Below are 26,289 nucleotides of genomic sequence, written 5' to 3' on the forward strand. Positions count from 1 at the left end.
TGAGTTTGGTCTGAGCGCCGTCACGCGTATTTCTGGGGGATTTGGGGGGTTGTGGGGGGGCTGGGGGGTTCGGTGTGGATCGTTGGGTGAGGGGGTGTAAACGAGGCACAAACGTGATCGGTGCGCAAGGTGTTTGCAAGTGGTTTGTAAGCCTCCATGGGAAGATTTAGCCGTTCCCCTGGAGGCTGTTGTGCGCGTTACTCCCATGTTCATGGCCTTGTTCGCCGTGTTCGTCACCATCGTGGTGGGCATTGCGCTGGCCATCGTGTTGCCCGCGTCCGCCGCGCATTCCGCCACGGCGCCCTGTAAGCCGGGTAGTGGGCCGAATCTCCGGGGGAAGGACTTCACCCGGGGGGCTCAGTTACCTCTCAGCCTGCGCTGCGCCAATCTGACCAATGCCAAGCTGGATGAGGTTGATCTCACGCAGAAGGACCTCACGGGGGCGGTGCTGCGGGGGGCCTCGCTCAGGGAGGCCGATCTGACGCAGGCTCACCTGGAGTACGCCGATCTGCGGGGGGCCGACCTGACCTCGGCTGACCTGGGGCAGCTCCGGGCCAAGCAGGCGGACCTGCGTGGGGCGGTGCTGATCGACGCCGAGGCCGGGCAGGCGGAGTTTCCGCACGCTGATCTGACCGAGGCGGTCATGACCCGTGCGGTGCTCACCCAGGCCACGCTGACCAACGCCAAGCTGACCGGCGCCGACCTCAACCAGGCCGAACTCGGCCAGGTCAAGGGCCGCACCGCCGACTTCAGCGGGGCCAAGCTCCGCGAGGTCAAGTTCGGCCAGGCCCAGCTGCAGCACGCGGTCTTCAAGGATGCCGACCTGACCGAGGCCCAGTTCATCCAGGCCGAGCTGAAGGGCGCCGACTTCACCGGCGCGGTGGTCGACCAGGCCTCCTTCATCCAGGCCGGCGATGTGAACCTGGCCGGGGCCAAGGGGGCGGCCACCGACCTGCCGGACGACGCGATCGTGGCGACCGAGCCGGCCCAGGACCCGCAAGGGGGCACCACCGAGGACACCACTCAGGGCACCCGGGAGACCGGCCCGGCCGATCGGTCATCCTCGGGCGGGCTCTCCCCCGCGCTGCTGGTGGTGATCGCCAGTGCCTTCGGGCTGAGCATGACGCTGCTGGTCTGGGGGGTCACTCATCGCCGCCGGGAGCGCTCGAACGCCGTGTTCGCGATGGCCCGGCACTCGGCCGAGGAGGACGTCACCCGGTTCGGCGAGGAGATCGACACCCTCGACTTCGAGATGAAGGTGAACGCGCTGAGCGGCCCCAGCCACGACTGGCGTGCCGCGCTGGACGCCTACGAGGCGGCCAAGCGGGCGCTGGCCCTGGCCCGTACCCCGAACGAGCTGCACGCGGCCGCCTCGGCGGTGCATCACGGGCGGCAGGCGCTGCATCGGGTGCGGTCCGGTATGGGCCGGGCCTACAGCTAGCGCCTGCGGGTAGCGCCAGCAGAAGGCGCCATCCAGAAAGCGCTGTCGCCATCAAAGACCGCCACCCAGAAAGCGCCGTCGCCGTCCAAGAGCGCCATCCAGGAAGCGCCTGCGGCTGCCTTCAGAAGCGCCGTCCAGAAAGCGCCTGCGGCTGCCTTCAGATAGCGCCTGGGGCTAGAGTCCGGCGGTCAGTGGGGACATCAAGCGGCGGGCCGCCTCGGTGACCGAGCCGGACAGCGAGGGGTAGACCGCGAAGGTGTGCGCCAGTTGGTCCACGGTCAGGCGGTGCTGGACGGCCACCGAGAGGGCCAGGATCAGTTCGGAGGCGCGCGGCGCCACCACCACCCCGCCCAGCACGATGCCGGTGTTGGGGCGGCAGAAGAGCTTCACGAAGCCGTCGTTGAAGCCCTGCATCTTGGCCCGGGCGTTGGTGGCCAGCGGCAGTTTGACGACCTTGGCCTCGATCTCGCCGGACTCCACCTGCTGCTGGGAGATGCCTACGGCGGCGATCTCTGGGTCGGTGAAGATGGTGGAGGCGACGGTAGCCAGGCGGATCGGCTGCACCGCCTCGCCGAGCGCGTGCCAGACCGCGATCCGGCCCTGCATGGCGGCCACCGAGGCGAGCATGAGGACCCCGGTGCAGTCCCCGGCCGCGTAGACGCCGGGCGCGGAGGTCCTTGAGACCTTGTCGACCTCGATGAAGCCGTTGCGGTCCAGTCGTACGCCGTTGTCCTCCAGGCCGATGCCGGAGGTGTTGGGGATCATCCCGACGGTCATCAGGCAGTGGGTACCCTCGGCGGTCCGGCCGTCCTCCAGCGTGACGACCACGCCGTCGGCCGTGCGCTTGACGGAGGCGGCCCGGGAGCGGCCCATCACGTTCATGCCGCGCCGCCGGTAGACGGCCTCCAGCACCTCGGCGGCGTCCGCGTCCTCGTTGGGCATCATGCGGTCGCGGCTGGAGACCAGGGTGACCTCGGAGCCCAGCGACTGGTACGCGCCGGCGAACTCGGCGCCGGTGACGCCGGAGCCGACCACGATCAGGTGTTCGGGGAGCTCCTGGAGGTCGTACATCTGGCGCCAGGTGAGAATGCGTTCGCCGTCGGGTTCCGCGCCGTCCAGTACGCGGGGGGTGGCGCCGGTGGCCACGATGACCACGTCGGCTCGGATGGTTCGGTCGCCGGCGCGGACCACCTGGGGGTCGACCAGGCGGGCCGAGGCGCGAATCACCTCGATGTTCTCGGCTGCCAGGCGGGCCGCCACGTCGGCCGACTGGGCTCTGGCCAGGTCCTTCACGCGGGCGTTGACCAGCGGCATGTCGGCTACCGCGCCGCCTACCTCGCCGTCGGAGCCGCCAGTGAAGTAGACGCCGAGGGATTCGGCGTCGAGGAGTGCCTGCTTTCGCACGGATGTGGCGATCAGGGTTTTGGAAGGGACGCAGTCGGTCAGCACACAGGCACCGCCTGGCCCGTCCCGCTCGACCACGGTCACCTGCGCGCCGAGTTGCGCGGCGACAAGGGCCGCCTCGTAGCCGCCGGGTCCACCGCCGATGATCACGATCCTGGTCACGTAGTCCATTGTCCCGCATCACAAGTAGTGCTCTCGGTCCAGGGACACGCATTGCCCCTGCCCCTCCCGCCCCCCAGGCCCCTCCTGTCGGCTTCGCCGTCGTCTGGCGTGGATCTCCCACCCACCCTTCCGGTCTCCCGGGTCCGGGCTCGGCTCCGCCGGAATGGGTTACCGGGGAACTCCCACCCACCCTTGCGACCCTCCGGGTCCGGGCCCGGCTTCCGCCGGGACGGATGGTTGCCGTGGATCTCCCACCGTCCTGTCCTCCGGCCGAACCCGGCTGCCGGGCAGGTGCTCCCGCGCTCGTACGTCGGAATCGAGCTTGCCGTGGACGCCCAGCCCAGTTTGACCTCCGGTCGGACCCGGTCCGCCGGGAGGGCCGGCTGCCGCCCGGTACGCAAAAGAGTTGGTTGCCGGGAGACTTCCACCCACCTTGTTCGATCTTCGGTCGCAGACCCGGCTCCCATCTGGGGCCGTCGGCGCTCCGCCGGGACCGTCGGCTTCCGCCCCGGCGCGCCAAAGCTCGACACGCGGCTCCGCCTGCCCGGCGGGGGCGGGTCCGACCGAAGGTCGAAAGGGTGGGTAGGTGGGAGTCCCACGGCAACCGTCCGTCCCGGCGGAGCCGGGCCCGGACCCGGGAGTGTCACAAGGGTGGGTGGGTGGGAGAAGAACGGCAAGCAGGGTGGGTGGGTGGGAGTGCCAGGGTCAGGGATCTAGAAGGTCACTAGGGTTTCCAGTGGGCCTCCGGAAAGGTGGTAGTCGCCGAGGATCAGTTGCCAGCCTTCTGGGGTCCAGATTTCGGCGGTGCGGTGGGGGATTTCGATGGTTACCGTGGTTTCCGCGCCGGGGGCGGCCTCGGCGGTTGTGAAACCGGCCAGCCAGCGGGTGGGGCGCTCTGGGTCGGGGGTCGCGGGTGAAAGGTATGCCTGGACGACCTCTCTTCCCGGGCGGGAGCCGGTGTTGCGGAGGCGTACGGTGAGGGTGCCTTCCGTGTAGGTGAGTTCCTGGTACTCCCAGGTGGTGTAGCCGAGGCCGTGGCCGAACGGGTAGGCGGGTGGGGTAGAAGCGCGGTCCCAGGCGCGATAGCCGATGAAGACGCCCTCGTCGTAGGCGATCTCCCCGTCGACCGGGGTGACGTCGATGACCGGACAGTCGGCCATGGTCGCGGGCCAGGTGGTCGGCAGCCGCCCACCCGGCTCGACCTCACCGGTCAGTACGTCGGCCAGCGCGTGCCCACCTTCCTGCCCGGGGAACCAGGTAAGCAGAATCGCCGCAACCTGATCCCGCCAAGGCATCTCAACGGGAGACCCAGCGTTGACCACGACCACCGTACGCGGATTGGCAGCGGCCACCCGGGACACCAGTTCATCCTGCCGCCCCGGCATACGCAGCGAGGTCCGATCAAACCCCTCGCTCTCCACCTCCTTGGAGGTCCCCACCACAACCACCACCACATCGGCCTCCCGAGCGACGGCCTCGGCCTGCGCGAGCAGTTCGTCCGGCCCCGGCGTCGGCTCCCGATACAAGAGGCCGAAGCCCACGTACAGGATGGGCATCTCCCCAAGCACACCCTTGACCACCGTGTGAGTGAGACTGACCGGAACGTCCTCCCCCGCCGCCAGCTCAACCGTGAAAACCTCCGACCCGGACTCCACCCGCCCGTCGAACAGAACCTCCTCGCCCACCACCAGCCGGAAGAGCCCCGTCCCCTCGATCCCGAACCGATGAGCACCCCCGACCTCCGGCCGGAACGTCCCCCCGATCTCCACGGAACGCAGTTCCTCGTGGGGCACCGGCATCGACCCGATCCACGTCAGACTGCCGTCGCTCTGCGGGATCACCCCCAGCACCCGCCCTTCGGCGTCCCGAGCGGTGGAGGCGATCGTGAACCCTTTCCCCGCCGGACTGAGCTGCTCGCTCGGATCGGCCCCCCGGGCATAAACGACATCCAGCCCAGCGGCCCGCAGCCCTTCCAGCGGCGACACCACACGCTCGGGAAAGACGAGCGCACTCCCCCCACCCATCACCCGAGCCTCCTTGGCCAGCCCCCCGATCAACGCGATCCGAACCTCCCGAGCCAGCGGCAGCACCCCATCCTGGTTCCGCACCAGCGTGAACGAGCGCGCGGCCAGTTCCCGCGCGAGCCCCACCCCGTCGATCTCCTCGTAGACCGCCGGAGGCGAGCCGTTCTTGAGAGCCCCCGTCCGGACCGCCAGCGTGAGCACCCGGCGTACCTGCTCGTCGAGCACCGACTCGGGCACCTCCCCCGCCCGTACGGCCTCCGCCAGCGCAGGCCCGTACACGGTCACCGGCCCAGGCATGGCCACGTCGAGCCCGCCGAGCGCGGCCCGCACGGTGTCCCGGGCGGCCGTCCAGTCCGACACGATGCACCCGTCGAAGCCCCACTCACCCCGGAGCACCCCGTTCTGCAACGGCCCGTGCTCGGTCATGGTCGGCCCGTTGACCCTGTTGTAAGCCGCCATCACCCCGTACGGCCCGGCCTTCGCCTGCACGATCTCGAACGGCCGCAGATACAGTTCCCGCAGCGCCCGTTCCCCCACCAGCACGTTGGCGGTCAGCCGCTCGGTCTCGAAGTCGTTGGCCACGAAGTGCTTGACGGTGACCCCTACCCCGCCCGACTGCACCCCGTTCACGTACTCAGCGGCGATCTCCCCCGTCAGCAGCGGATCCTCCGAGTAGCACTCGAAGTGCCGCCCGCCCAGCGGCGACCGGTGCAGGTTGACCGTCGGCGCCAGCAGCACGTGCACGCCCTTGCGGCGGCACTCCTGCGCCAGCAGCGCCCCCACCCGCCGGGCCAGTCCGACGTCCCAGGTCGCCGCCAGCGCGGTCGGGCTGGGCAGCGCGATCGAGGGGTCCTGCGCGGTCCACTGCACCCCCCGCACCCCGATCGGCCCGTCGGACATCACCAGCGAGTCGAGCCCGATCTCCGGCACCGCCGGCAACGTCCACATGTCCTGCCCGGCGACCAACGCCGCCTTGGTGTCCAGATCCAGCGCCGTGATCGCGTGTTCGACCTCGTCCATCGTTCACCTTTCCCGTCGTCCGACCTGTTCCGTTTGCTTTCCTCCCTATCTGTGGCGAGAGATTCAGGGAAGTCCCTCATTGCGCGTCAGGTACGGGAACGGCATCATTTCGCGCGTGAACTCTGGAAAGTCGCTCAAGCAGGCCCCTGCTCAGCTCATCGAGTGGGCCCTTCCATACTGGACGCGCGGCGAAGCGGGCCGGGAGACCCCCGCCGACCTGTTCCGTGTGCTCTACCTCGGCTGGCTGGCGGCTTTCATCCTCAAGGTGCTGGGCTCGTCCTGGGACGTCTCCTGGCACTTCCGCTGGCTCCGCGACGACCTCGCCCCGCCGCACCTGCTCAACACGGTGGGCACGGTGATCGCGGTCGCCCTCACGATCATCCACTGGTACACCGGCTACGGCGTCGACCGCCCCGCCTCCCGGCTGATCACCTGGGGCACCGGCACCTTCCTCATCGCCATCCCGCTGGACCTGATCAACCACCGCATCAACGGCCTGGACATCACCGCCTGGAGCCCGTCCCACGCCCTGCTCTTCATCGGCACCGCCCTGATGATCGCCGGCGTCATCCGCGGCTGGTTCGTCGGCGCGGCCCCCGGCCGCCGCCGTACCGTCTACCTCGCCGTCTTCTACGGGTTCTTCCTGGAAAATGCGATCTTCCCCAGCCAGCACCAGGAGTACGGCGTGCTCGGCCTGGCGGCCTGGTTGCGCGGCCAGCCCGACGCCGAGCCCGAGCTCATGAACTTCGCCGCCGCCAGCCTCGGCCGTCCCGTCGACCTGGTGGCCATCCAGAACTTCACCCTCCCGGTGCCGGACGCCGTCTACTCCGTCTACGCGGGCGTCGTCGCCATGACCATCCTGGTGATGGCCCGCATCATGGTCGGCCGCACCTTCACCGCCACCCCCATCGCCCTCGGCTACATCGCCTACCGCCTCCTCATCCTCCCCCTCCTCCTGGCCGGCGGCTTCCCCGCCTCCGCCATCCCCTTCTTCCTCATCCCCGCCGCCCTCTGCGTCGACCTGGCCTTCCGCCTCCCCCTCCCCACCTACGTCCGCCCCCTGGTCGGCACCGCCCTGGTGACCACCGCCGTCTACGGCGGCCTCTACCTCCAGTCCCACTACCTCGAAGCCCCGCCCTACGCCCCCACCTCCTGGCCCCTCACCGCCGCCCTCCTGGCCCTAACCTGGCTAACCACCGAATTCCTCACCCACCGCTACCACCTCCGCGCCGAAGACGCCCCCGCGGTACGTGAGGCCCACTGAAGCAGTCCCCTCACCCGGGCTTCTCAAGCCGAGCGGTCAGGGCGTCTCCGCGCTGCGTCGGGGTTCGCGATCTCCGACGCCACAACCAGGCGAGACTCACTGATCATGCCGTCACGGAGGTCATCAAGCTGGAACAGCCTGTCCCCATGCTCGGTGAGAAACCGCGCGATCGGCTCGGGTTTGAGAGCGATCTGAGCCAGCCGCGACCGGACCAACGGGATTTCCTCCACGATGTACTGACCGCGCGAAGCATCGGAGAACTCCGGGCCGCTGCGCCGAGCCGGATCCCAGGTCTCCACGCGGGCCAGGAAGAAGTGCTGCCGTTCCCCGTCGATCTCCAGCGAGTGGACGAGGGCGACGACGGAGGCCTTGCCCGCGAGTTCCTCCGCGAGCTCGCGCAGCAGAGCCGCCTCCAGGCTCCCATCGCCGGGTTCGACGTGCCCTCCGGGCAGCACCCAGTACGGGTCCATGTGCGATCGCACGCGTTTGATCGTCAGCAGGTTCCCTGCGGGCGTGATGCAGATGCCCCGTACCCGTTCCGTCACGGATTCTCCTTTGTGGCCAGAACTTGGACCGTTTCAGTGTGGGCGTGGTAGGACGCCAGCGTGGCGAAGTGTCGTTGGCCGGATCCGCTGGTCTCCGGCATCCGGGTATGCGCCGGTTGCTCGGGCGCGCCGGATCGGGTGGCGTCGGGCAAATTGGGGGTAGAGGCTTCGAGTTCTGGATCCGGCTGCGTGTGGTGTGTTGTTCACCGATAGGGTCCCGGCAACCGCTCGCGTCGGTGGGGAGATGTTAAGGAGTCCATCCGGAATCGATCGGGCGGGTCGTAGGTTTGTTGAGGTAACGACCTGAAGGAAAGGCTGGGACACCGTGTTCGACCCGACGGATCTCTACCGGCTCGACGGTGATATCCCCGAGCTGACCGATCCGGTGCTGCTCTACCACTTCGAGGGTTTCGTGGACGCGGGGGGCGCCGGGCGGCTGGCCCTGGGGCATCTGCTCGCCGAGCTGGATCACCGGGTTGTCGCCACCTTCGATGTGGACCGGCTGCTCGACTACCGGTCGCGGCGGCCGGTGATGGTGTTCGACAGTGACCGCTGGGTCGATGTCGACATGCCGGAGCTGGCGGTCTACCTGCTGCGCGATGTGACCGGCACGCCGTTCCTGATCATGACGGGGCCGGAGCCGGACCGGGAGTGGGAGCTGTTCACCGAGGCGGTGGGCATGCTGGCCACCCAGTTGAAGATCGGCAAGCTGGTGACCGCGCACGGCATCCCGATGGGCGTGCCGCACACCCGGCCGCTCGGCCTGACCGCGCACGGCAGCCGCCCCGAGTTGCTGCCCGGGCAGACCAGCCCGTTCGGCCGGGTGCAGGTGCCGGGCAGCGTCGCCGCGCTGCTGGAGTTCCGGCTGGGCGGCAAGGGTCATGTGGCGCTGGGTTACGCGGTGCACGTGCCGCACTACCTCGCCCAGGCGGAGTACCCGCAGGCCGCCGTGGCCGCGCTGGAGGCGATCACCCGGAGCACCGGTCTGGTCTTCCCGATGGACGCGCTCCGCGAGGCGGCCGGCAAGACCACGGCCGAGATCGAGGAGCAGATCCAGGCCTCGGCCGAGCTGTCCGGCGCGATCGAGGGGCTGGAGCAGCAGTACGACGCCTTCCAGTCGGGCGCCGACAAGGAGAACCTGCTGGCCGAGTCCACCCCCATGCCGACCGGGGATGAACTGGCCGCCCAGTTCGAGGCGTTCCTGGCCGAGCGGGACGACCGGGAGATCTAGCACCCCACTCGCTCTAGGGTTGACCCCATGAGCGACGAGATCAGGGTCGGTTTGGTCGGCTTCGGGGCCGCCGGTCGTTTCTTCCATGCGCCGTTGATCGCCGTGACCCCTGGTCTGCGGCTGGCCGCGGTGGTCACCCGCGACCCGGAGAAGGCCCGGCTGGTGCGGCTCGCGCACCCGGACGCCGAGGTGGTCGGCGCCGCCGAGGAGCTCTGGTCCCGGTCCGACCTGATCGTGATCGCCTCCCCCAACCGCACCCACGTGCCGCTGGCCGAGGCGGCCCTGCGGGCGGACCTGCCCGTGGTGGTGGACAAGCCGCTGGCCGGGACCGCCGCCGAGTCCCGCGCGCTGACAGCGCTGGCCGCGGAGCGGGGGCTGCCGCTGACCGTGTTCCAGAACCGGCGCTGGGACGGGGACTTCCTGACCATCCGGCGGCTGCTGCCGGAGCTGGGCGAGGTGCGGCGGCTGGAGTCGCGGTTCGAGCGCTGGCGGCCGGTGCCCAAGGGCGGCTGGCGGGAGCAGGGCGGGCCCGGCGAGCTCGGCGGCCTGCTGTACGACCTGGGCAGCCACCTGGTGGACCAGGCGCTCCAGCTGCTGGGCCCGGTGACCGCCGTGTACGCGGAGAGCGACGTACGCAGGGCGGGGGTGGCCGCCGAGGACGACGTGTTCCTCGCGCTGACCCACGCCAATGGCGCGCGGTCGCATCTGTGGATGAGCGCGGTGGCCGGGCAACTCGGACCGCGCTTCCGGGTGGTGGGCGCGGATCGTACGTACGTGACCTGGGGCATGGACCCGCAGGAGGACCGGCTCCGTGCCGGGACAGCGCCGGACGAAAAGGGGTTCGGGGCGCGCCCCGAGGCGGAGTGGGGGACGCTCGGAGTGCTGGGCGAGGTGGCGAGGGTGCCCACCGAGCCGGGGGCGTACCTGGACTTCTACCGGGGGGTGGCGGCCATGGTCCGGGAGAAGGCGGCGCCGCCGGTGGACCCCGGAGGGGTGGTGGCGGCGCTCGCCGTCCTGGAGGCCGCCAAGGTGGCGGCCGCCGAGGAACGGGTCGTGGAGCTGGGCTAGTCGCGTAGCCGGGCGCGCAGCGCGCCGGTGTCGGCCTCGGTCCAGCCCTGTGCGGCCAGCCAGCCGAGCGGGCCGTCGAAACGCTCCTCCAGGGTGAGGAGGAAGCGGTTCATGTACTCGGGCCGGGGCACGTGGTGGTCCGGCGGCTTGGAGTCCAGGTCCACCCGGTAGGTCTCGCTGGCCCGCAGCCGCTCCAGGATCGCGGCGATGCGCTCACCGGTGAGCACGTAGTCGTCGACGATCGCCTCGCGGGTGACCCCGGCCACCGCCTGGGCGAGCGCGCAGACCACGCCGGTGCGGTCCTTGCCGGCCGCGCAGTGCACCACGGCGAGGCCGTCGTCGTGGGCCAGCGCGCGGAGCGAGGCGAGCACCGAGTCGGGCCGGTCCCGCAGGTAGCCGTAGTAGTAGCCGGTGACCCGGAGCTCCCGGTCTTCGCCCCGGCCGTTGGCCCACGGTAATGCCCGCTCGTCGATGGTGTCGGCGTCCACGTCGGTGAACTGGCCGCCTTCGGCGAAGAGGGTGTGATGGTGGTGGGCGATCTCCGGCATGTCCGCCAGCGGCCCTGGGCCCTCCAGCCGGACCTCCGCGATGGACCGCAGGTCCACCACGTGCCGGAGTTTGAGGGTGCCGACCAGCAGGTCCACGTCGGTGGGCGTGAGCCCCTGCAGGTTGTCGGCTCGCAGGATGCGCCCGGAGCGGGTGGTGCCGCCGTCGTCCGTGGGCAGCCCGCCGAGATCGCGTACGTTGACTGCGCCTTCCAGTGATATCCAACGCTCATGTTCGTTCATCACTTATGAGCGTAACTGTCGCGAAAGGCGACAGCGTGGCGGGGGAATGAATGTCTGCCCAAGTGGCTGTCAGGAGGCCGGTGGCACCGGCCGGGGCGCCTCAGCGCGGTCCAGGACGTCCCGGGCGCGCCGGGCGCCGACCTCGTTGCCGAGGCTGAGGTAGATCGCCAGGGCCTGTCGGGCGGGTTCCCTGGCGTCCTCCCTGCGGTCGGCGCGGAGCAGCATCTCGGCCTCGCCGCGCAGGCTGCGTGCCTGCCACCAGCGGTCGCCGAGCGCCTCGAACTCGCTGCTCGCGCGGCGCATGGCGGCAACCGCCTCGCGGGGGCGGCCCAGCCGCTCCAGCACCCGCCCCTCGGAGATCTCGGTACGGGCCACCCCCCAGGAGTCGCCCAGCTTGGCCAGCATCTCCTTGGCGTCGGTGACGTTGCGGTACTCGGTGAGCCTGTTGTTGGGATCCCCGATCTCCCCGGCCGCGCGCAGGCTCCGGGCCTCCTCCCACTCCTCGTGGCGGTCGTGGAAGGCCTTGATCGCGAAGCGCAGGGCGTTGCCGGCCAGGATGTACTGGCGTTCCGCGGCCAGGTCCTCCCCCGCCTCCAGCAGAGACCGGGCCTTGGCGGCCAGCACCTCGCCGAGGGCCCGCTGGGTCTGCGCCTCGGAGTAGCGGTTGCCGTCCGCCTCGAAGGTGCTCAGCGCCTCCTCCAGCAGGGCGGCGGCCTCGCCGTACCCGCGCTGGGCGAGGCGGAGCTCGGCCAGGTTGCGCTGGGTGCGGGCGGTCCACCAGCGGTCGCCCTCGGCCTTGAAGGTGGTGACCGACCTGGTCAGGTACTCCTGGCCGCTGTCCAGGTTGCCGCCGCTGAACAGGGTCATGCCGACCGCGCGCATGGCGCGGGCCGCCCACCAGGTCTCCCCCTGCGCGGTCAGCAGGTCCAGGGCCCGCCGCGCGTCGGTCAGCGCACGCTCCATCCGGCCCAGGCCGCCGGCCACCGCCGAGCGTTCCAGCAGGGCGATGCCCATCGCCCGGGCGTCCCCGATCTGCTCGGCGGCCTCGCAGAGGATGTCGGCCACCGTCTCCCAGTCCGACCAGTACGCCCGGAGCGAGTGGCAGAGCGAGCAGAACGCCCGGCCCATGCTCCACGCCTGTTCCCACATGCCCTCCGCGCGGGCCAGGTGGATGGCGGCGAGCAGGCCGAGGCGCTCGGTGGTGAACCAGGTGGCCGAGGTCATCTCGGCGGGGGTGAGCGGCCAGTTGACGTGGATGGGGGTGATCGGGCGGCGGGAGGTCCAGTCCTGCGGCCAGCGGGCCTCGGCGGCGGATTCGGCGCGGCGGCGGTAGCCGTACAGGACACGTTCGATGGCGGCGCGGCGCTGTTCCGGGTCGACCTGCTGTTCCTGGGCGAAGAGGCGGACCAGGTCGTGCAGCCGGTAGCGGAGGCGGCCGGTGGCGTCGTGGCCGGTGCACTCGGCCAGCTGGCTGGTGACCAGGGTCTCCAGCTGGTCGGCGCCGTCGGTGCCCGAGGTGTCCAGCAGGTCGCCGGCCACCCAGTCCTGTACGTCGGGGGCGGTCAGCTGGGCCAGCAGGCGGAGCAGGCGGCGCTGGATGCGAGTGCAGTCGTCGTAGCTGAGCTGGAGGGAGGCGCGCACGCTGCGGTCCCGCTGGGAGCCCACTTCCAGCTGGTCCAGGCGGCGGCGCTCGTCGGCGAGGCGGTCGGCCAGGTCGTGCAGGGACCAGTGGGCGCGGGTGCCGAGGCGGCCGCCGCAGATGCTGATGGCCAGCGGGAGGCGGTCGCAGAGCTGGACGATCTCCTGGGCGGAGGCCAGGTCGGCGGCCACCCGCTCGTCCCCGGCCAGTCTGGCCAGCAGTTCCAGGCCCTGGGCCTCGGTGAAGGGGACGAGCTGGGTGTCGTAGCTGTTGGCCAGTTCCAGCGGGCGGCGGGAGGTGACGATGACCGCGCACCGGCGTTCGGTGGGGATGAGGTCCTTGACCTGGTTACCGTCCTGCGCGTTGTCCAGAAATATCAGGAGCTTTCGGTCCTTGGTCCAGGTCCACCAGAGTTTGCGGAGCTCCTGGAGGCCGCCGGGGTCGGTGGTGAGGCGGACGCCGAGCGAGCGGAGGAAGCCGGCCAGCACCTCCTCGGGGCGGACCGCGCCGTCCAGGCCGCGCAGGTCGAAGTAGAGCTGGCCGCCGGGGAAGGCGTCGATGACGTCGTGCGCGAACCGGGTGGCCAGCGCGGACTTGCCGACGCCGCCTTGGCCGTACAGGGAGACCACGAAGGGGGCGGCGCCGTCCCTGCGGTCGAAGCGGGCGCGCAGGTCGGCCAGGGCGTCGGCGCGGCCGGTGAAGTGGGCGATGACCGGGGGGAGCTCGGCGGGGACGGGCGCGCCGCCGAGCGCGGCCGGTTCCTTGGGGCTCTGGGGCGCGGTGGAGGCCCAGGCGACCACGCCGGCCAGCAGGGCGGCGGCGCCGGTGAGGCCCACGCCCAGCGCCACCGGTAAGTCCCAGATGCTGGTGGCCGCGGCCAGCGCGCTGGCCACCGCGGCCACCACGCCCACGGCGGCGGGGGCGGCGATCGCTCGCCTGGTGGGGGGCTTCTCCTCGTCTGCGGGTGCGGGCATGCAGATCCTCAGGTGGTCGCGAGGCCGTCGTGGGAGATACCGGGTCCGCAGGTACTACCGGGACAACCAGGATTCAAGCACGCCGCTGGGATTCGCGCGTTCGTGGCGCCGAATGGCCGTAATGTATGCCTTCGCGTTCAAAGTCGTTCATATTCGGGAGGCGATGGTGCGGCCGGTCCACCGGGTGGTGTTTGCGGCGTTGCTGCTGGTCTGCGGTCTAGCGGGGTTACCCGCGACCCAGGCGTCGGCGGCCTCGGGGCACCTGGTGGCGACCTGGTCGGCCTCCTCCGACCGGCTGCCCACCGCGATCGGCGACCAGACCATCCGCATGGTGGTGCGGACCACCATCGGCGGCACCGGGCTGCGCATCCGGCTGAGCAACGTCTACGGGCGCAAGGCGGTCACCTTCAAGTCGGCCTTCGTCGGCCTCCAGGCGTACGGGGCCGAACTGGAAAGCGCCACCAACCAACTGGTGACCTTCAACAAGAAACGTTCGATACGGCTACAGCCCGGTCAGGCGGTGTGGAGCGACCCGGTGATGAAGAAGGTCGCGCCCAGCCAGAACCTGACCATCAGCCTGTACGTCCCGGGCTACCACGCCGAGGTGACCGGCCACGAGCGGGCGTACGCCACCACCTTCCTCTCCGACCCCGGCAACCACGCCGGGGACGAGACGGCGGGGCCCTTCACCTACACCAGCACGCAGTGGTACTTCGTGGACCGGGTGGCGGTGACCACGTCCAAGAAGGTGCGGTCGGTGGTGGCGCTGGGCGACTCGCTGACCGACGGGGCCGGGCAGAACACCGACGCCAACCGGCGCTGGACCGACTACCTGTACCAGCGCATGTCGGGGCTGCCCGCGGCGAAACGGATGTCGGTGATCAACGCGGGGATCGCCGGGAACCAGGTGCTCCGCTGGGGGACCGGGCCGAGCGCGCTCTCCCGGTACTACCGGGACGTGCTCAGCCAGCCCGGGGTGAAGACCGTGGTGATCTTCGAAGGCGTCAACGACATCTCCAAGGGCGGGCTCACCTCGGCCGCGCCGCTGATCAACGCCTACAAGAAGATGATCAAGCTGGCACACGCCAAGAAGCTGCGGGTGCTGGGCGCCACGCTCACGCCGTTCTCGGGGTACTCGAGCTGGACGCCGGAGCGGGAACGCGTGCGGCAGCAGGTCAACAAGTGGATCAGGACCAGCAAGGCGTTCGACGGGGTGCTCGACTTCGACCGGGCGGTCCGCGACCCGGAGTTCCCCGAGCAGCTGCTCGGTAGCTACGACCACGGCGACCATCTGCACCTCAGCGACGCCGGGCGGCGGAAGCTGGCGTACACGGTGCGGCTGAGCCAGGTGCTCTGACGGTTCACCCGCCGGTCACCTGGACTTCAGCAACGGGTCACGGCATTTCGGGACGATGCCGCGCATGCGCACAAAGACCCTCGCCGCGACCGCCGGTTTATTGCTCACCGCGACTCTGCTCACCGCACCTTCCGAGGCCGCGACCAAGGGCATCACGATCAACTTCCTTGGCCGGTTCACCACCGGCGCCGTGGGCGTCGGCGCGTCGGAGATCACCGCGTACGACCCCAGGACCCGGCGGGTGTTCGTGGTGAACGCCCAGGACGGGACCGTGGACATCCTGGACATCAAGCACCCCACCCAGCCGAAGAAGGTCGGCACCCTGGCCACCCCGGGCGCCAACAGCGTGGCCGTGCACGACGGCCTGGTGGCCGTGGCCCAGCAGGCCGCCGTCAAGACCGACCCCGGCGTGGTCAGCCTCTTCGAGGCCAGGAGCGGCAAGAAGCTCTACCAGGTGACCGTGGGCGCGCTGCCCGACATGCTGACCTTCACCCCCGACGGGAAGAAGGTGCTGGTGGCCAACGAGGGCGAGCCAGACTCCTACTGCGCGGGCGCGGTGGACCCCGAGGGCTCGGTCAGCGTCATCGACGTGCGCAAGGGCACGGTCAAGACCGCGGGCTTCGCGGCCTACATCGGCAAGGAGGACCAGCTCCGGGCCAAGGGCGTCCGGATCTTCGGGCCGAACGCCAACGCCGCCCAGGACATCGAGCCGGAGTACATCACCACCGACGGCGACCTCGCCTGGGTCTCGCTCCAGGAGAACAACGCGCTCGCCATCATCGACGTGCACAGCGCCAAGGTGAAGGACATCGTGCCGCTCGGGCTGAAGGACCACAGCCTCCCCGGCAACGGCCTGGACGCCTCGGACCGGGACGGCAAGATCGACATCCGGCCGCGCCCGCTGGTGAAGGGCATGTACATGCCGGACGCGGTGGCCTCCTACCAGGCGCGCGGCCGGACCTACATCGTCACCGCCAACGAGGGCGACGCCCGCGACTGGCCCTGCTTCGCCGAGGAGGTCCGGGTCAAGGACCTGAACCTGGCCCACCCGGACGCCGCCAACCTCAAGAAGGACGCCGAACTCGGCCGCCTCACCGTGACCGTGACCTCGCCCAAGGACGCCAACGGAGCCACCACCGAGGTGCACGCCTTCGGCGGCCGGTCGATCTCGATCCGGAACGCGGCCGGAGCCCTGGTGTGGGACTCGGGCGACCAGATCGAGCAGTTGATCGCGCAGAAGCTGCCCGCCTACTTCAACGCCGACCACGGGGACAACAACTCCTTCGACACCCGCAGCGACAACAAGGGCCCCGAGCCCGAGGGCGTCGCGATCGGCAAGGTCAAGGGCCGTACCTACGCCTTCGCCGGGCTTGAGCGGGTCGGCGGCATCGTGGCCTTCGACATCAGCGACCCGAACAAGGGCACCATCGCCACCTACGTGAACAGCCGCGACTTCACCGGCAACGTGCAGGCGGGCACCGCCGGGGACGTCGGCCCCGAGGGCGTGCTCTTCGTCCCCGCGAGCGACAGCCCCACGCACAAGCCGCTCCTGATCGTCGGCAACGAGATCAGCGGCACCACCGCGATCTACGAGATCCGCTGAACTCCGGTTCCCGCTCCCCGTGGCGGCGGGGAGCGGGCCGGTTCTCAATCCAACCGATATCCCCGTACGGTATGACCCATGGTCGCCCCACTCACCCCCGATGATCCGGCCTCGCTCGGCGGCTACACGCTCACCGGGCGGCTCGGGGAGGGCGGCCAGGGCATCGTCTACCTGGGCCGTTCCCCCGAGGGCACGCCGGTGGCGGTCAAGCTGCTGAAGGGCGGCTTCGACCCCGGCGTACGGCAGCGCCTGGCCAGGGAACTGGACGCGATGCGCGGGGTGGCCTCCTTCTGCACCGCCCGGGTGCTGGCCGCCGAGGTGACCGGGCGGGAGCCGTACGTGGTGAGCGAGTTCATCGACGGCCCCGCGCTCCAGGATCGGGTGACCGCCGCCGGGCCGCTGCGCGGGGGGGAGCTGGAGCGGCTGGCGGTCGGCACGGCCACCGCGCTGGCGGCCATCCACGGCGCGGGCATCGTGCACCGCGACTTCAAGCCGGGCAACGTGCTGCTGGGGCCGGACGGGCCCCGGGTGGTGGACTTCGGGATCGCCCGGCAGAGCGAGAGCGCCACCCTCACGGCGGGGCCGGTCGGCACGCCCGCCTACCTCGCCCCCGAGCAGCTGGCGGGTCATCCGGCCGGCCCGGCCTCGGACGTGTTCGCCTGGGGCGCGACCATGGTGTTCGCGGCGACCGGGCAGGCGGCCTTCGGGTCCGCCACCGTGGCCTCGGTGCTGCACCGGATCATGACGGCCACCCCGGACACCAGCGCGGTGCCGGAGCCGCTGCGGTCGGCGGTGGACCGCTGCCTGTCGAAGGATCCCGCGCTCCGGCCGAGCTCCCGGGATCTGCTGCTGGAACTGGTGGGGTCGGCTCCCGACCCGCTCCGCGCGGGGGCCGCGGCGGCGGAGCCCCCGGCGGACCCGTGGACTTCCCCGCCGCCGGGCACCGCCCGCTCTGACGGGACGACGACGGCGCCGGGGAAGGCCGGGCGGAAGAGCAACCGAGGGCTGGTGGCGGCGCTGGTGGTCGCGGTGCTCGCGCTGGCGGCCACCGGCGCGGTTCTGGTGCCGCGTCTGCTCGCCGATCAGAGCGGTTCGGCCTCCGGCGGCCCCGGATCGACCTCTACGACGACACCTGCCCCGGAGACGCCCGCCCCGGAGGATACGGTCACCGTGGGCACGGTGACGGGTCTCACCGACGAGACCCCTGAGCCCTCGGAATCAGCGGACACCGAGGGAACCGAAGGCATCCCCGGCGCCTTCGCCGGGAACTGGGCCGGGCACATCGTCCCCACCACTCCCGTCATGAGCGAGCACGACATCCGCATCGAGCTGCGCGAAGGCAAACCCTCCGGCCGTTGGTACGAGAACGAGTGCGTCGGCACGCTGACCTTCGAGCGGATGTCCGGGAAGGCCGGGATCTTCCGGCTCAGCGACGCCGGGCAGTGCATACCCGGCACGGTCACCCTCACGCGCAAGGGCGACCGGCTCGCCTACCAATGGGACGACGATATGGGGCTGGTGACCTACACCGGCGATCTCACCAAAGAGTGAGCCGGGCGGCCAGGCTCATACGAGCCGGGCGGCCAGCTCGGGGAGCCCGTCCACCACGAGGTCGCACCGGGCCGCCTCCGGCCGTTCGGCGTGCAGGTACCCCCAGGGACCGCGCCGGATCAGCGCCGTGCGCATCCCGGCCCGCGCGGCGGGCAGCACGTCGTTGTCCAGCCGGTCTCCGACGTAAAGGATCTCCTCCGGCGCGTGCCCGGCCACCGCGGCGACCTTGGCGAAGAAACCGGGGTCCGGCTTGGCCACGCCCCAGCCGTCCGAGGTGTGGATGCCGTCCACCGGCAGGTCCATGGCGACCAGGGCGTCGTATGCCTGCCGGGGCTGGTTGCCCGCCACGATCACCTGGAACCCGGCCTCCCGGAGCGCGGCCAGGCCAGGCCGTACGTCGGGGTAGAGGTCGTCGGCGTCGAAGTTCTCGCGCAGGCCGTCCGGGTCGTCCCGGTGCCAGGCGGCCAGTTCGGCGGACAGGTCGAAGCCGGGGCGGACGGCCTCGAAGGCGTCCGCGTACGAGCGGTCGAGGGCGGCCATGCCGCCGAGCACGCCCAGGAGGGTGAGCCGGGGCACGCCCAGCCGGTCCGCCCAGCGGGACCAGACCCGGGTCTCGTCGATCAAGGTCTCGCCCACGTCCAAAACGACGGATCGGATCACAGCTGCTCCATGGCCTTCCTGATGCGTTTCTCGGAGACCGGCACGGGGGTGCCGAGTTGCTGGGCGAAGAAGCTGACCCGCAGCTCCTCAAGCATCCAGCGCACGTCCTGGACCCCGGCCGCGTCCCGCCGCGCCGGGGGCAGCTTGGCGACCAGCTCCCGGTAGTCGTCCTCCAGGTCCTGCACCTTGAACATCCACTCCCGGTCCCGGTGCGGCTCGTCGGGGAGCTTCTCCAGGCGGCGCTCCACGGCGCGCAGGTAGCGCTGGAGGTCGGGCAGGCGGCGGTAGCCGGTGCCGGTGACGAAGCCAGGGTAGATCAGGTTGTCGAGCTGGGTGCGCAGGTCGGCGACCGCGTCGGCGGGGCCGCGCAGGGCGTTCTGCACGGTGTGCCAGAGGGCCAGCACGCGTTCGACCTTGGTGACGACGTCGTAGGTCAGCGCGTACAGATCGGCTCTGACCCGGTCGTGCAGGCGGGTGAAGCCCTCCTCGTCCCAGGCGGGGCCGCCGGCGTCGGCGATGAGCTTGTCCGCGGCGCAGGCGGTGCAGTCGTCGAAGAGTTCGGTGGCTCCCCCGTGCGGGCTGCGGCTGAGGGCGAGCTTCTGGGCGGTGGTGAGGCCGCGCAGGATGGACTTGGCCGGGTTGAGGGTGTTGAGCAGGAGCAGGCGGCGGGTGCCCGCCCACATGGCGCGCTCCTGCTCGGCGGTGGTCTCGAACATGCGCACGGCGACCGTGGTTCCGTCGTCGACCAGAGCCGGGTAGGCCCGCATGCGCCCCTGTTCGAAGACCTTCGGCAGGGCTGCGATGGTCCAGGCGGTCAGGCCCTGGCGTTCCAGGCCGGTGGCGGCCTCGGAGAGGGTGGCGCGGATCTTCGGGGCCAGCCGCCGCTTCAGCGAGTCCAGGTCCTTGTCCTCGCCGACCGGGCGTTTGCGCTCGTCGACCACCCGGTAGGTGACGCGCAGGTGGTCGGGCACCTGGTCCAGGCTCCACGCCTCGCGGGGGACGAGCACGCCGGTGAGGCGGTGCAGCTCGCGTTCCAGGGCGTCCAGGATCGGCTCGCTGCCGGGGGTCACCCGGGCCAGCACCTGCTTGGCGAAGTTGGGCGCAGGGACGAAGTTGCGGCGCAGGTTCTTCGGCAGCGAGCGGATCAGCGCGGTCACCAGATCCTCCCGCAGGCCGGGGATCTGCCAGTCGAAACCGGCGCCGTTGACCTGGTTGAGCACGTCCAGCGGCACGTGCACGGTGACACCGTCGGCCTCGGTGCCGGGCTCGAACTGGTAGCTCAGCTTCATGCGCTGGCCGTTCTGGCGGACCGCGTCGGGATAGTCGCGGGCGCTGACCCCGGCGTTCTCGTTGACCAGCATGTCGAGGGAGAAGGCCAGCACGGACTTGTCCGGTTGCTTCTTCCACCAGCTGTCGAAGTGGCGGCCGGAGACCACCTCGGCGGGGATGTGCCGGTCGTAGAAGTCGAAGAGGGTCTCGTCGTCGACCAGGATGTCGCGGCGGCGAGCCTTCTCCTCCAGCTCCTCGACTTCTTGGAGCAGCTTGCGGTTGTCGTGGAAGAAGCGGTGGTGGGTGCGCCAGTCGCCCTCCACCAGGGCGTGCCTGATGAACAGCTCGCGGGAGAGCTCGGGGTCGATGCGGCCGTAGTTGACCTTGCGTTCGGTGACGATGGGCACGCCGTACAGGGTGACCTTCTCCAGGGCCACCACGGCGGCCTGGTCCTTCTCCCAGTGGGGTTCGCTGTAGGTGCGTTTCACCAGGTGCTGGGCGAGGGGTTCGACCCACTCGGGTTCGATCTTGGCGTTGACCCTGGCCCAGAGGCGGGAGGTCTCCACCAGCTCCGCCGACATCACCCACTGGGGTTGTTTCCTGGCCAGCGCGGAGCCGGGGAAGATGGCGAAGCGGGCGTTGCGGGCGCCGACGTACTCGGTGAGCGGGCGGCGCTGGCCCGGCTGCTCCTTCTTGGCCACGTCCTTGACGCCGATGTGCGAGAGCAGCCCGGCCAGCAGGGACAGGTGGACGCGTTGGGGGTCGGCGTCGGCGCTGTTCAGGGCGACGCCGAGGGACTTGCCGACCTGGCGGAGCTGGCTGTCGATGTCCTGCCACTCGCGGACCCGCAGGTAGTTGAGGAACTCGGCCTTGCAGAGGCGGCGGAAGGCGCTGGAGGACAGCTCCCGCTGCTTGTCCTTCAGGTAGTTCCAGAGCGTCAGGTAGGTGAGGAAGTCGGATTCCTTGTCGGCGAAGCGGCGGTGTTTTTCGTCGGCGGCCTGCTGCTTGTCGGCCGGGCGCTCGCGCGGGTCCTGGATGGAGAGCGCGGCGGCGATGACGGTCACCTCGCGTACGCAGCCGTTCTTGTCGGCCTCCAGGATCATCCGGGCCAGGCGGGGGTCCACCGGGAGCTGGGCCAGCTTGCGGCCGAGCGGGGTGAGGCCGCCCTTGTCGTCCAGCGCGCCCAGTTCGTGCAGGAGGTTCACGCCGTCCTTGATCTGGCGGCTGTCCGGCGGCTCCACGAACGGGAAGGCGGCGATGTCGCCCAGGCCGAGCGAGGTCATCTGGAGGATGACGCTGGCCAGGTTGGTACGGAGGATCTCCGGGTCGGTGAACTCGGGGCGGCCGAGGAAGTCCTCCTCGGCGTACAGGCGGATGCAGATGCCGTCGGAGGTACGGCCGCAGCGGCCCTTCCGCTGGTTGGCGGAGGCCTGGGAGATCGGCTCGATGGGCAGGCGCTGCACCTTGAGGCGGTGGCTGTAGCGGGAGATGCGGGCGTTGCCGGGATCGATGACGTACTTGATGCCCGGCACGGTCAGCGAGGTCTCGGCCACGTTGGTGGCCAGGACGACGCGGCGGCCGGTGTGCCGCTGGAAGACCCGGTGCTGTTCGGCGGCCGACAGGCGGGCGTAGAGCGGGAGGATCTCCTCCTTGCGGCCCTTGAGCGCGTCGGCGGTGTCCCGGATCTCGCGTTCGCCGCTGAGGAAGACCAGGATGTCGCCGGGGCCCTCGGCGACGAGTTCGTCCACCGCGTCCACGATGGCCTGGGTCTGGTCGTCCTGGTCCTCGTCGATGGGGCGGTGGCGCACCTCCACCGGGTACGTCCGGCCGCTCACCTCGACGATCGGGGCGTTTCCGAAATGTCGGGAGAAGCGTTCGGGGTCGATGGTGGCCGAGGTGATGATCACCTTGAGGTCGGGGCGTTTGGGGAGCAGCTGTTTCAGGTAGCCGAGGATGAAGTCGATGTTGAGGCTGCGCTCGTGGGCCTCGTCGATGATCAGGGTGTCGTACTGGGCGAGCAGGCGGTCGGTCTGCATCTCGGCGAGCAGGATGCCGTCGGTCATCAGCTTGACCAGGGTGCCGTCGCTGGAGTGGTCGGTGAACCTGATCTTGTAGCCCACCGCCTCGCCGAGCGGGATGTCCAGCTCCTCGGCGATGCGCTCGGCCACCGTGCGGGCCGCCAGGCGGCGGGGCTGGGTGTGACCGATCACGCCGTGCACGCCCCGGCCCAGCTCCAGGCAGATCTTCGGCAGCTGGGTGGTCTTGCCCGACCCCGTCTCGCCCGCGACGATCACCACCTGGTGGTCGCGGATGGCCGCCAGGATGTCGTCCCTGCGCTGGCTGACCGGGAGTTGCTCGGGGTAGCTGATGGCCGGCACGGCGGCGCGGCGCACCGCGACGCGCTGTTCGGCCGCGTCCAGCTCGCCGGAGATCTGGGCGGCGATGGCCTGTCTGGCCTTGGGGTCGCGAACCTTGCGCATACCGTCGAGGCGGCGGCCCAGCCTGCGCTGATCGCGCAACATCAGGTGGGGCAGGCGGCCCTGGAGGTCGGAGAGCGTATTCATTCCGCCCTCAAGGATAGGCAACGCGGGTACGGCCGCCGCCAGCGGTTTTCCCCGGCGTGTACGGCGCTCGCCGGTGACTTACGGGCGGGGCGGCACGTACTTGTAGCCGACGTTGCGAACCGTGACGATCCGGGAGGCGTGACGCCCGAGTTTGCGGCGGATGCGAAGGATGTGCACATCCACCGTGCGGGCGTGCTCGCCGCTGTAGCGGTCCCAGACGGCGGCCATCAGCTGCCTGCGGTTGTAGACGCGGCCGGGCGCGGCGGACAGGTAGTCGAGCAGTTCGAACTCACGGTAGGTGAGGTCGATGGGCTTGCCCTCCAGGCGCACGGTCCGGGTCTCGCGGTCGACCACCAGGTCGTCCTGGGGCTTCTGGTGCTGCGGTTCCGGCGCGGGGACGGGGGCGGCGGACATCAGGTAGCCGACGATCACGAGGGCGGTGTCGGTGCCGGGGACGGGGACGACGCCTAGCACCGTGCCGTCGTCGGTGGACGGGTCGGTTGTTCGGCTGGGGACGGTGATGGTGTCCATGTCGTTATCGTGTCAGGAATAATCTCGATTGTCCAGGTAGGAATTAAGGGGATTTCTTGATGGGTCGCCGGAAGTGGCCGCGGACCGTGGCGCCGGGGGTGGTGACCGTGTAGGTGTCCTCGGTGCCCGTGTGCGCCTGCGTGCGGTTGTACTGCGCCGCGAAGGTCCACTTGCCGGCCCAGACCTTCCGGCCGGGCTTCAGCTCCCACACGAACAGGAAGGCGTCCGGAAGGGTGGTTCTGGTCTCGGCGAAGTCCTCGGCGGGCAATCCCACCCAGGCCCCGGTGACCTCCACGCCCTCCCCCCTGGCCACCCGGATCTCCACCCGCAGCTCGGTGACCGACTGGACGAGGGTCACCACCAGGTTGTTCTGCGCCCAGTACGGGTTGCTGTGCGGATCGAGCCGGGCCTCGGCGCTCACCAGCACCGGGCCAGGGGTCGCCGTGGCGGTTTCCGAGCTTCCCCGGCTCGGCGAGGCGGTCATCGGGACGGCGATCGCCGGTGCGGTCGGCGACGGCGTGGCGAGCAGCTTGGCGACATACGGGATGCCTAGGGTGACCACCGCGGTCACCGACGCGGCGACCGCGGCCACCATGGTCAGCCGGAGCCGCTCCGGCCGCCAGTCCCGCCAGTCCCAGCGAGGTCGGCGGTTGGCGACGATCCGGGCGTGCATCCGCTCCCGCGACGGAAGATGACTCTCCGCCTCCGCCTTGAGCGCGACCCGCAGCCAGTCAGCCATTCGGGCCCTCCAGACGGGGTTGGTTCAGCAGCAGGCGGTTGAGGGCCTGGCCGCCGAGCGCGCGTTCCAGTTCCACGACCGCCTTCGAGGTCTGGCTTTTCACCGTACCGACCGAAATGCCGAGGATCTCGGCGGTCTCCCGTTCGGAGAGGTCGAAGGCGTACCTGAGCACCACGCAGGCCCGCTTGCGCGGGGGCAGCCGCCGCAACGCGGCCCGCACGTCCAGGACGGCGGGCACGTCCGGGCCGTCCGCCCACTCCACCGCCGCCGCCCCGGCCGCCGTCACCCTGCGCCGCTCCCGGAGCAGCCGCCGCACCCGGCCGCCCGCCAGCCGGGCGACGATCCCCCGCGCGTACGCCAAGGGGCTGGCGGCGTTCCTGACCCGATCCCAGCGACGCCAGGCCGCGACGAAGGCGTCCGCCGTCAGATCATCGGCCTCGTCCGGGTCACCGGTGAGCAGATACGCGAGCCGGCCAAGCTCGCGGTGATGGCGCTCGAAGAAGAGGTTGAACTCCTCGTCGGCTGTCACTTCTTCCCCTACCTGGAGGCGGCGCGCCGACATTAGCACCATATTTCCAAGGATTCACGGCAACCATTCCTGGTCCCGGGAGCCACTTACCTATCGGAGGCATCCTTCGCGACGTCCCCTCTGCCCATGCGGCTTCCGCCCCTCCTGACCTGGGGCGGAAGCCGTCCGGCCAAGACTCGGCGCGAGCCCACCTGCCATCACGCCGAAGTGATCGCCGGTCAGGCCGTCAAATACTCCCAACCAGACAGAACCTGATCAGCGTCAACGTTTCTAGTGACTCCACCCACCGCTAAAGCGGCGAGCTTCCTGCGTCGCCAGCTAGGCAGCGTCGCAGAGGGCCAGCCCGGCCCTGAGAATGTTCAGCGCGCCGACGACATCGGCGTGTGCCGCATGCCCGCACGCCGTACATCGGAACTCGGCTTGCGTGGTGCGGTTCTCCTTGGCCGCATGCCCGCATTCGGGGCATCTGCGGGAAGTGTTACGGGGCTCCACGGCGATCACGGTCCGTCCGGCGCTTTCAGCCTTGGCGTGCAGGATCGTCAGGAACACCCCCCAACCCGCATCCGAGATCGATCGGTTGAGCCCGGACTTCGCACTCGCACCGTTGGCCAGGTACACCCCTGGCTGTTCAGGGTCCGGTTTAGGCGCCGGAGCCTTGACCATGTTGGCGATCCGAAGATCCTCGTGCGCGATCAGGTCATAGCCACGCACGAGCGCGAGCGCGGTCTTGTGGTGGTGGTCGCGCCGTTGACGCCGGATCTTGGCGTGCAGTGCGGTGACCTTCCGGGCTGCGGCCCGGTGTGTCTTCGTCCGGTGCTTGGTGCGCTTGGGGAAGATAGCCAGGTGCCGCTGTGCCTCGGTCAACTCCTCCTGCCTGTTGTGCAGGAAGCGGGGGTTGGCCACGGTTCCACCGTCGGAGGTGGTGAGAAACGATGCGATGCCCATGTCGATTCCGGCGACCGCACCAGCCGCCGGAAATGGCTGGGCGGGCACGTCATCACAGGAGAGGACGACGTACCAGCGGCGGCCTTCCCGCTTGACACCGATGGTCTTCACTCGCCCGTGGACGGGGCGGTGCTGGTGGATGCGGATGTGACCGATGCCCTGCAACCGCACATAGTTCGAGGTGGGGTGTTCGGGCTGGGAGTCCCACCGGCAGCCGTCGCCGTCCTTTGGCCACTCCACCGTGTGGAACCAACCCCGGCCCTTGAATCGGGGGAATCCCGGCTTCTGCCCAGCCTTGACCCGGCGGAAGAACGCGGCGAACGCCTTGTCCAGACGGCGCAAGGTGGCCTGCTGTGAGCAGAACGACCATCGGCCCTGTCCATCCGGGTCCTCGGCGCGGATGTCCTTGAGTTCGGCGGACTGGTCGCCGTAGCGAACGTTGACGCCTGCCTTGCGGTAGGCGGTGCGCCGGTGCTCAAGGGCTGCGTTGTACAGATCCCGGTGGTCTTCCATGCAGACGGCAAGCGCAGCGGCCTGCTTGCTGGTGGGGCGCAGCAGGAACTTATACGACCTACGCTACGCACCGCCACCACCCTCGGCAGGCTGCTCATACTGCGTCTGGATGTACCGCTGCATGGTCTGCGCCAGCACTGCGCCGACGATTGCGACAAAGTGGGACCGCGACCACAGCGTTACACGACCGCCCAGGACGGGGGTGGCGATACTTCGGGCACCACACCAGGTGGTAGGCGTAGGCCGCACCGGGGAGGCGTACACCTGTCGTGTCACACGATCATTATGAGACCGCTGTCTATCTAATGTGCGGAAGGGAACCTGTTGTGATCCCAGCTAGCAAGCCATGTAGGGACGGACCGAGACAAGGAACTCCAGGAGGTCCTGGCCGTCCTCGCCGCCTGCATCACCCCCACGCCCAGCGCGGCACAGCGCGGCGTCCCGCCGCTCTGGGACTGGCGGTCGGCG

The 26,289-nt window shown here is 70.2% G+C and carries 17 protein-coding genes and 1 pseudogene; 7 read left to right on the top strand and 11 right to left on the bottom strand.

Features of this window, described 5'->3' with window-relative positions:
• The first annotated feature begins 190 nt into the window (after positions 1-190).
• Positions 191-1,441 (top strand): pentapeptide repeat-containing protein, encoded by a 1,251-nt coding sequence (locus KIP79_RS21795; RefSeq protein ID WP_214106735.1) that lies wholly within the window; start codon positions 191-193, stop codon positions 1,439-1,441.
• A 174-nt stretch (positions 1,442-1,615) separates the two neighbouring features.
• On the opposite strand, the gene KIP79_RS21800 is transcribed toward KIP79_RS21795, so the two are convergent.
• Complete coding sequence (locus KIP79_RS21800; RefSeq protein WP_214106736.1) at positions 1,616-3,007, bottom strand: NAD(P)H-quinone dehydrogenase; 1,392 nt, start codon at positions 3,005-3,007, stop codon at positions 1,616-1,618.
• 713 nt (positions 3,008-3,720) lie between these two features.
• Complete coding sequence (locus tag KIP79_RS21805; RefSeq protein WP_214106737.1) at positions 3,721-6,051, bottom strand: beta-glucosidase H; 2,331 nt, start codon at positions 6,049-6,051, stop codon at positions 3,721-3,723.
• A gap of 115 nt (positions 6,052-6,166) precedes the next feature.
• On the opposite strand from KIP79_RS21805, the gene KIP79_RS21810 reads away from it, so the two are divergent.
• The gene (locus KIP79_RS21810) at positions 6,167-7,315 is read left to right on the top strand and encodes a hypothetical protein (protein ID WP_214106738.1); all 1,149 of its coding nucleotides are present in this window, start codon (positions 6,167-6,169) and stop codon (positions 7,313-7,315) included.
• Between the two features lie 23 nt (positions 7,316-7,338).
• Here the strand turns inward: KIP79_RS21810 and KIP79_RS21815 are convergent, their stop codons facing one another.
• Positions 7,339-7,860, bottom strand: a complete 522-nt coding sequence (locus KIP79_RS21815) for an NUDIX hydrolase (protein ID WP_214106739.1) — start codon at positions 7,858-7,860, stop codon at positions 7,339-7,341.
• Between the two features lie 325 nt (positions 7,861-8,185).
• Between KIP79_RS21815 and KIP79_RS21820 the strand changes: the two genes are divergently transcribed.
• Positions 8,186-9,091 (top strand): proteasome assembly chaperone family protein, encoded by a 906-nt coding sequence (locus KIP79_RS21820; protein WP_214106740.1) that lies wholly within the window; start codon positions 8,186-8,188, stop codon positions 9,089-9,091.
• A gap of 27 nt (positions 9,092-9,118) precedes the next feature.
• A complete protein-coding gene (locus tag KIP79_RS21825; RefSeq protein WP_214106741.1) occupies positions 9,119-10,159 on the top strand; it encodes a Gfo/Idh/MocA family oxidoreductase in 1,041 nt (346 codons plus the stop codon).
• Here the strand turns inward: KIP79_RS21825 and KIP79_RS21830 are convergent.
• Entirely contained in the window at positions 10,156-10,947 is a 792-nt protein-coding gene (locus tag KIP79_RS21830; RefSeq protein ID WP_214106742.1) for a tyrosine-protein phosphatase, read from the bottom strand. The two genes, KIP79_RS21825 and KIP79_RS21830, sit on opposite strands and share 4 nt — an antisense overlap.
• A gap of 69 nt (positions 10,948-11,016) precedes the next feature.
• Entirely contained in the window at positions 11,017-13,560 is a 2,544-nt protein-coding gene (locus tag KIP79_RS21835; RefSeq protein ID WP_214106743.1) for a tetratricopeptide repeat protein, read from the bottom strand.
• A 163-nt stretch (positions 13,561-13,723) separates the two neighbouring features.
• Between KIP79_RS21835 and KIP79_RS21840 the strand changes: the two genes are divergently transcribed.
• The 3 genes from KIP79_RS21840 to KIP79_RS21850 all read left to right on the top strand — a co-directional run bounded on the left by KIP79_RS21840 (position 13,724) and on the right by KIP79_RS21850 (position 18,071).
• Positions 13,724-14,917, top strand: a complete 1,194-nt coding sequence (locus tag KIP79_RS21840; protein ID WP_214106744.1) for an SGNH/GDSL hydrolase family protein — start codon at positions 13,724-13,726, stop codon at positions 14,915-14,917.
• A 64-nt stretch (positions 14,918-14,981) separates the two neighbouring features.
• Positions 14,982-16,520: a choice-of-anchor I family protein gene (locus tag KIP79_RS21845; protein ID WP_214106745.1), complete on the top strand. Its 1,539-nt coding sequence runs from the start codon at positions 14,982-14,984 to the stop codon at positions 16,518-16,520.
• Positions 16,521-16,598: 78 nt separating this feature from the next.
• Complete coding sequence (locus tag KIP79_RS21850; RefSeq protein WP_214106746.1) at positions 16,599-18,071, top strand: serine/threonine-protein kinase; 1,473 nt, start codon at positions 16,599-16,601, stop codon at positions 18,069-18,071.
• 15 nt (positions 18,072-18,086) lie between these two features.
• Here KIP79_RS21850 and KIP79_RS21855 read toward each other — a convergent pair whose 3' ends face one another.
• The 6 genes and pseudogenes from KIP79_RS21855 to KIP79_RS21880 all read right to left on the bottom strand — a co-directional run.
• Positions 18,087-18,728: an HAD family hydrolase gene (locus tag KIP79_RS21855; protein WP_372453635.1), complete on the bottom strand. Its 642-nt coding sequence runs from the start codon at positions 18,726-18,728 to the stop codon at positions 18,087-18,089.
• Entirely contained in the window at positions 18,728-22,564 is a 3,837-nt protein-coding gene (gene hrpA, locus KIP79_RS21860) for an ATP-dependent RNA helicase HrpA (protein WP_214106748.1), read from the bottom strand. The genes KIP79_RS21855 and hrpA overlap by 1 nt, the downstream gene beginning before the upstream one ends.
• Before the next feature lie 78 nt (positions 22,565-22,642).
• Positions 22,643-23,095 (bottom strand): winged helix-turn-helix domain-containing protein, encoded by a 453-nt coding sequence (locus KIP79_RS21865; RefSeq protein ID WP_214106749.1) that lies wholly within the window; start codon positions 23,093-23,095, stop codon positions 22,643-22,645.
• Positions 23,096-23,138: 43 nt separating this feature from the next.
• Positions 23,139-23,834, bottom strand: a complete 696-nt coding sequence (locus KIP79_RS21870) for a hypothetical protein (RefSeq protein ID WP_214106750.1) — start codon at positions 23,832-23,834, stop codon at positions 23,139-23,141.
• On the bottom strand, positions 23,827-24,363 hold the full coding sequence (locus KIP79_RS21875; RefSeq protein WP_308169831.1) for a SigE family RNA polymerase sigma factor: 537 nt from the start codon (positions 24,361-24,363) through the stop codon (positions 23,827-23,829). Before KIP79_RS21875 ends, KIP79_RS21870 begins: the two co-directional genes overlap by 8 nt.
• Positions 24,364-24,681: 318 nt before the next feature.
• Positions 24,682-25,869, bottom strand: a pseudogene (locus KIP79_RS21880) (RNA-guided endonuclease InsQ/TnpB family protein); the annotation flags it as partial.
• Positions 25,870-26,289: the final 420 nt, after the last annotated feature.

The organism is Acrocarpospora catenulata, assembly GCF_018476525.1.
In the GTDB taxonomy this organism is placed as follows: domain Bacteria; phylum Actinomycetota; class Actinomycetes; order Streptosporangiales; family Streptosporangiaceae; genus Acrocarpospora; species Acrocarpospora catenulata.

Excerpts from the sequence above, each read along its gene's own strand:
- KIP79_RS21805 (WP_214106737.1), bottom strand. The coding sequence starts at position 6,051 with ATGGACGAGGTCGAACACGCGATCACGGCGCTGGATCTGGACACCAAG.
- KIP79_RS21825 (WP_214106741.1), top strand. The coding sequence starts at position 9,119 with ATGAGCGACGAGATCAGGGTCGGTTTGGTCGGCTTCGGGGCCGCCGGT.
- KIP79_RS21830 (WP_214106742.1), bottom strand. The coding sequence starts at position 10,947 with ATGAACGAACATGAGCGTTGGATATCACTGGAAGGCGCAGTCAACGTA.
- KIP79_RS21835 (WP_214106743.1), bottom strand. The coding sequence starts at position 13,560 with ATGCCCGCACCCGCAGACGAGGAGAAGCCCCCCACCAGGCGAGCGATC.
- KIP79_RS21840 (WP_214106744.1), top strand. The coding sequence starts at position 13,724 with ATGGTGCGGCCGGTCCACCGGGTGGTGTTTGCGGCGTTGCTGCTGGTC.
- KIP79_RS21845 (WP_214106745.1), top strand. The coding sequence starts at position 14,982 with ATGCGCACAAAGACCCTCGCCGCGACCGCCGGTTTATTGCTCACCGCG.
- KIP79_RS21850 (WP_214106746.1), top strand. The coding sequence starts at position 16,599 with ATGGTCGCCCCACTCACCCCCGATGATCCGGCCTCGCTCGGCGGCTAC.
- hrpA (WP_214106748.1), bottom strand. The coding sequence starts at position 22,564 with ATGAATACGCTCTCCGACCTCCAGGGCCGCCTGCCCCACCTGATGTTG.
- KIP79_RS21865 (WP_214106749.1), bottom strand. The coding sequence starts at position 23,095 with ATGGACACCATCACCGTCCCCAGCCGAACAACCGACCCGTCCACCGAC.
- KIP79_RS21870 (WP_214106750.1), bottom strand. The coding sequence starts at position 23,834 with ATGGCTGACTGGCTGCGGGTCGCGCTCAAGGCGGAGGCGGAGAGTCAT.